At 32.2% G+C, this 5,325-nt stretch carries 4 protein-coding genes; all 4 read right to left on the bottom strand.

Features of this window, described 5'->3' with window-relative positions; genetic code table 11:
• Nucleotides 1–108: 108 nt before the first annotated feature.
• The 4 genes from L8U00_RS07705 to L8U00_RS07690 all read right to left on the bottom strand — a co-directional run bounded on the left by L8U00_RS07705 (nt 109) and on the right by L8U00_RS07690 (nt 4,948).
• Nucleotides 109–750, bottom strand: coding sequence for a potassium channel family protein (locus tag L8U00_RS07705; RefSeq protein WP_263664328.1), 642 nt, complete (start codon nt 748–750; stop codon nt 109–111).
• On the bottom strand, nt 747–2,090 hold the full coding sequence (locus L8U00_RS07700; RefSeq protein WP_263709100.1) for a TrkH family potassium uptake protein: 1,344 nt from the start codon (nt 2,088–2,090) through the stop codon (nt 747–749). The genes L8U00_RS07705 and L8U00_RS07700 overlap by 4 nt, the downstream gene beginning before the upstream one ends.
• Nucleotides 2,091–2,182: 92 nt before the next feature.
• A complete protein-coding gene (locus L8U00_RS07695) occupies nt 2,183–3,517 on the bottom strand; it encodes an anaerobic C4-dicarboxylate transporter (RefSeq protein WP_263664326.1) in 1,335 nt (444 codons plus the stop codon).
• A gap of 18 nt (nt 3,518–3,535) precedes the next feature.
• On the bottom strand, nt 3,536–4,948 hold the full coding sequence (locus tag L8U00_RS07690) for an aspartate ammonia-lyase (protein WP_263709099.1): 1,413 nt from the start codon (nt 4,946–4,948) through the stop codon (nt 3,536–3,538).
• Nucleotides 4,949–5,325: the final 377 nt, after the last annotated feature.

Below are 5,325 nucleotides of genomic sequence, written 5' to 3'. Positions count from 1 at the left end.
GTTTTTATAAATTAGGTAATAGGTAAAATAATATATGGAATGTTTAATGGAAAATGAAAGGTGGTTTAAGTGTAAATTTAAAGCTTAAAAATAAGCTTTAAATTTTTATTAATATTCATATTGATTTAATTCTTCTTGGGTACCAAGTAGCATTAGTATATCATTCAAATAAGCGGTAGTTTCTAAATTTGGCATAATACTCCAAGTATCATGCTGTTTGTGTGCAATGACTTTTAAGTTTTGACCAATAGATTGCAAAGTTTTTCCTGCTAAGTTTTCATCCACTAAAAGTTTTGCTACTTTGATAGTATTGGCTGAAAGATCTATGATCTCAAAATTTGGATTAGTGATAAGAATTTTAGCCAAACGCTTTGCCGATTCTTTTTCAGGATAGATGACTTTATTAACCCCAAGTTTTGAAAGAATTTGCCCGTGTGTAGAAGAGTTTGCCTTGGCAATGATGTTTTTTACTCCTATTTCTTTTAAAGCCATGAAAGTGAGTATGCTTGATTCTAAATTTTCACCTATGCTAAGTATAACAACATCTGCATTTGCATAACCTGCTTCTTTTAAAGCTATAGTATGAGTAGAATCTAAAATATAAGCAAAATCTGCATGATCTTGTAATTCCTTGACCGCTTCTTCATCAATATCAGAAACAATAACTCTCTTACCTTGATCAATAAGCTCTTTTGCTAAAACTGAACCAAACCTTCCAAGTCCTATAATGCCATAAGTTTCTTTTTTCATAATATTATCTTTCCTTTTGGATAATTCAAATATTTTTCTTTTTCTTTGAAAAATATACTAAATAAAAATGCAAGCACACCCACTCTACCGCTAAGCATTAACAATATGATAAGTAATTTACTTTCAGAGTTAAAAAGCGCACTAAGCGATAAAGTCCCACCATCTCCTACTGAAACTCCTACTGTGGCAAACGCTGAACTTGTTTCAAAAAGCAAGGGTAAAAAGCTTTTATCATCTTCAATTAAGGATAAAATTAACACACAAGTGATGATATATACAATAGAACTTACTGCTATAATAAAAGCTTTATTGATAGTTTCTGTAGGAATTTCAAAGTTGAAAATTCTTGCATTACTATCTTTGATACTCCAATAAGCATAGATTAGCAATACAGCAATTGTAGTTACCTTAATACCCCCAGCTGTTCCACCAGGCGCACCACCTACAATCATAAATAAAGATCCAAAAAACAAGCTGGCATCTTTAAAGGTGCTAAGATCAAGAGTATTAAACCCTGCTGTTCGGTAGTTTACCGCTGTAAAATATGCACTCATAATTTTATCAAAAAGTGAAAATTCTCCTATGCTTTTTGGATTATGGTATTCAAATAAAAAGACTACTAAGCTTGCAAAAACAATCAATATAACAGTAGAAATTAAAACAAGTTTTGTATGTAAACTTAAGCTTGCAAAACGCTTTTTAGAAAAAAAGTATAGTTCTAATAATACAAAATACCCCAAACCTCCAATGATAATTAAAGAGGTGATAACAAAATTAATCCAAAAATCATCTCTATAAGGCATTAGGCCACTTTCAAATATACTAAATCCTGCATTATTAAAAGCAGAAATAGAGTGAAAAACACTAGCCCATAGAGCTTCGCTTAAATTCATATCAAGCTTAAATCTTAAAAATAACAATAAAGCACCTAAAAGCTCAATAGCAAATACAAAAAATAAAACCTTTTTTAAAAATCCTACAAGGCCATCGGCTTCAGGATAGATTAAGGATTCTCTTAAAAGATTTTTTTCTCCAAAACTCATCTTTTTGCGCACTAAAATATATAAAGCCATAGCTATACTCATATAACCTAAGCCACCTATTTGAATAAGCAATAAAATAACAAGTTGTCCATAAAAGCTAAAATCTAATGAGGTGTTTAATACAATAAGTCCTGTCATGCTTACAGCTGAAGCACTGGTAAAAAATGCATCTAGAAAAGATATGGGCTTAGTGTGCATAATAGGAAGCATTAGAATAAAGGTGCCAAAAAGTGCAACTAGGATATAACCTATAAATAAAATTCTTATATTTTTTCTATCTAAAGTTAATTTTGTCATTTTGATTCTTTAAAATTAAAAAAACATTCTACTTAAAATTGGTTAATAAGTAAAAAGAGAACTTTCCACATTTTAAGTGGAAAGTTGAAGTATTAAAGCATTCCTACTGCTAAGAAACCTAGAGCAACAGCTATAACTATAGCTAATACACCAGGGATAAAGAATGCGTGGTTAAATATGAATTTTCCAATTCTTGTTGTGCCTGTGTCATCCATTTGAACTGCACCTAATAAAGTAGGGTAAGTTGGAAGAACGAAAAGTGCTGAAACAGCAGCAAAACAAGCAACGAGCATATAAGAATCTGCAGGATTTGTAGCTGAAATTCCTAATGCAGCAATGATAACTGGAACAATAGCTTTTGCAGTAGCTGCTTGAGAGTATAAAAGCATACTAGCAAAGAAGAATGCAACTGCAAGCATAGCTGGAGTTTGTTTAACCCATTCACCTGCTACTTCTTTAATACCTGCCTCATGACCTGCAACGAAAGTGTTTCCAAGCCAAGCAACACCAAATACACATACACAAGCTGTCATACCTGATTTAAATACACTTGTATCTAAAATTTTTGCAGGTTCAACTTTACAAAAGATTGTAATTAAAGTTGCAGCTGTTAATAAGAAACTCATAATTGCAGCATCTCTTGGAATAACTACTGGATCAATCCATTTGATATTATTAGAAATTGCTGTAGCATAAAGAACAACCGCTAATACTGTGAATAAGAAAATAGCAACTGAAAGTTTTGCACCTGGTTTGTCTTCGCTTTGTAAAACATCAGAAGCGCTTTTTACAAGACCAGCTTTTAAGCGTTCTTGATATACAGGGTCTTTGCTAAGATCCATTGGAGTGATTAAGCTTACGATGAAAGCTGTAATCATACAAGCAGCAAAAGTAGTTACAATCCAAATACCAATTAATGCAGGGTAATTCCAACCAAGTGGTTCTAATACGCCAGTCATATAAACAACAGCAGCACTAACTGGAGAAGCTGTAATACCAATTTGTGAAGCAACAACCATTAATGAAAGTGGAGCTGATGGTTTGATGTTTTGTGATTTTGCAACATCAATAACAACAGGCATTAATGAAAATACTGCATTACCAGTACCTGCTAAAATAGTAAGTAACCAACCGCAAGCTGGTGCAAGGTAATTGATAAATCTTGGATGTTTACGTAAAATTCTTTCAGTAACTTTTACCATATAATCCAAACCACCTGCTTGTTGCATAGCAGAAATCGCAGCAATTGCTGCAGCAATGATTAAGATAACATCCCAAGGAATATTACCTGGTTTCATACCTAAAACAAGACCTAAAATAACAACACCCAGACCTCCGGCATAGCCTATTGCTATGCCACCGAGGCGGATACCTATGAATATTGCCCCAAGAAAGACAACAAGTTGTAAAATAATCATAATATCCATGATTAAACTCCTAAGTTATTAAGCTTTTCTTTTCTCTGTCATGTGAGGATTTAACATATTTTCTGGTGTTAAAATTCTTTCAATTTCTTCTTTTGGAAGATATCCTCTTTCAAGACAAATATCGCCAACTGCTTTACCAGTTTCTAAAGCCTCTTTAGCAATACTTGCAGATTTTTCATATCCTAAAACAGGATTAAATGCTGTAACAATACCGATTGAGTTAAGTACAGATTGTTTGCATGCTTCAGGATTTGCTGTTAAGCCTCTTACAGCTTTTTCAGCTAGAGATTTCATTGCATTTTCAAGTAATACTATAGAGTTAAATAATCCATAAGCAATACCTGGTTCAAATGCATTAAGTTCAAATTCTCCTCTTTCAGAGCAAAGCATAATAGTAACATCATTTCCTATAACTTCATAGCAAGCTTCACCTACTGCTTCACAAATTACTGGATTTACTTTACCTGGCATGATAGAGCTACCTGGTTGCATTTTTGGTAGATTAATTTCACCTAAACCACATCTTGGGCCTGAATTCATTAATCTTAAGTCGTTTGCAATTTTAGATAATCTCACTGCTGCAGTTTTTAACGCGCCACTTACATGTACAAAGTCAGCTGTATCTTGAGTAGCAGCGATAAAATCTTCAGCTGGTTTAAATTCAACACCAGTAATTTCTTTTAATTTTTTCTCAACCACAAATTTGTAATTAGGGTGGCAGTTAATTCCTGTACCAATAGCTGTTGCACCAAGATTTAAATAACTCATTGACTCACGAGCTGCTGTGATTTTTTCAATATCACTTTTAATATAGCTAGCAAAAGCGTTGAAAGTATTTCCTAAAGTAGTAGGAACCGCATCTTCAAGCTCTGTTCTACCCATTTTAATGATATCTTTGTATTCTTTAGCTTTAGCTTCTAATTCAGTTTTTAAAAGTTCCATAGCTTTTAAAAGATCAGTAAGTTTTGCATAGGTAGCTACTTTGATTGAACTTGGATAAGTATCATTTGTAGATTGACCTAAGTTTGTATGATCATTTGGATGAAGATATTGGTACTCACCTTTTTTGTGTCCCATACTTTCAAGAGCGATATTAGTGATAACTTCGTTGGTGTTCATGTTTGTACTAGTACCAGCACCACCTTGGATCATATCTACTACGAATTGATCTAAAAATTCACCAGCAATCAATCTATCGCAAGCTTTAGCAATAGCATCAGCTTTGTCAGCATCAAGAACCCCAACTTCTTTGTTAGCAAGAGCAGCTGCTTTTTTAACTTGAGCGAAAGCTTTTACAAAATAAGGATAATCTTGTAATCTTCTGCCACTCATATGGAAGTTTTCTAGTGCTCTAAAAGTTTGCACTCCATAATAAACCTCGTCAGAAATTTCCAACTCGCCAATAAAGTCGTGTTCTTTTCTTGTTCCCATGATGTACTCCTTGTGGGTTTTATTTAAGTTTTGTTTATAAACTTAATGAGTATTATATAACAATTTTTTATAAAAGTTTCATAAATTTTTCTGAATTTATCAAAAATCAATAAAAATATATAAAATAAATTAGAATATTGATATTCATTTTATAAATATAGTGCTTTTTTGGTAGGTATTTGATGTTTGTAGTGTTTATTATTGCTTTTATTGTTTATTTTTTAAAAATTTATATTTACTTTTTGTATAATTTTAAAATTCCACAAAAGACAAAAAGATTATGAAATTGATAGATTAAATTTGAAGAAATTAAATTTGAAAGTCTTACTAAGCTAATTAGCTTAGTAATTAATCCGCCTTTATATCAAACTAAACCT

It is taken from the genome of Campylobacter sp. IFREMER_LSEM_CL2256, from assembly GCF_025771645.1.
Lineage (GTDB): Bacteria > Campylobacterota > Campylobacteria > Campylobacterales > Campylobacteraceae > Campylobacter_D.
The sequence above is the reverse complement of the archived record's forward strand: the minus strand, read 5'-3'. Positions and strand labels throughout refer to the sequence as shown.

What these genes read in the sequence shown, in the direction of transcription:
- L8U00_RS07690 (WP_263709099.1), bottom strand. Translation starts at nt 4,948, where the DNA reads ATGGGAACAAGAAAAGAACACGACTTTATTGGCGAGTTGGAAATTTCT.
- L8U00_RS07695 (WP_263664326.1), bottom strand. Translation starts at nt 3,517, where the DNA reads ATGGATATTATGATTATTTTACAACTTGTTGTCTTTCTTGGGGCAATA.
- L8U00_RS07705 (WP_263664328.1), bottom strand. Translation starts at nt 750, where the DNA reads ATGAAAAAAGAAACTTATGGCATTATAGGACTTGGAAGGTTTGGTTCA.
- L8U00_RS07700 (WP_263709100.1), bottom strand. Translation starts at nt 2,090, where the DNA reads ATGACAAAATTAACTTTAGATAGAAAAAATATAAGAATTTTATTTATA.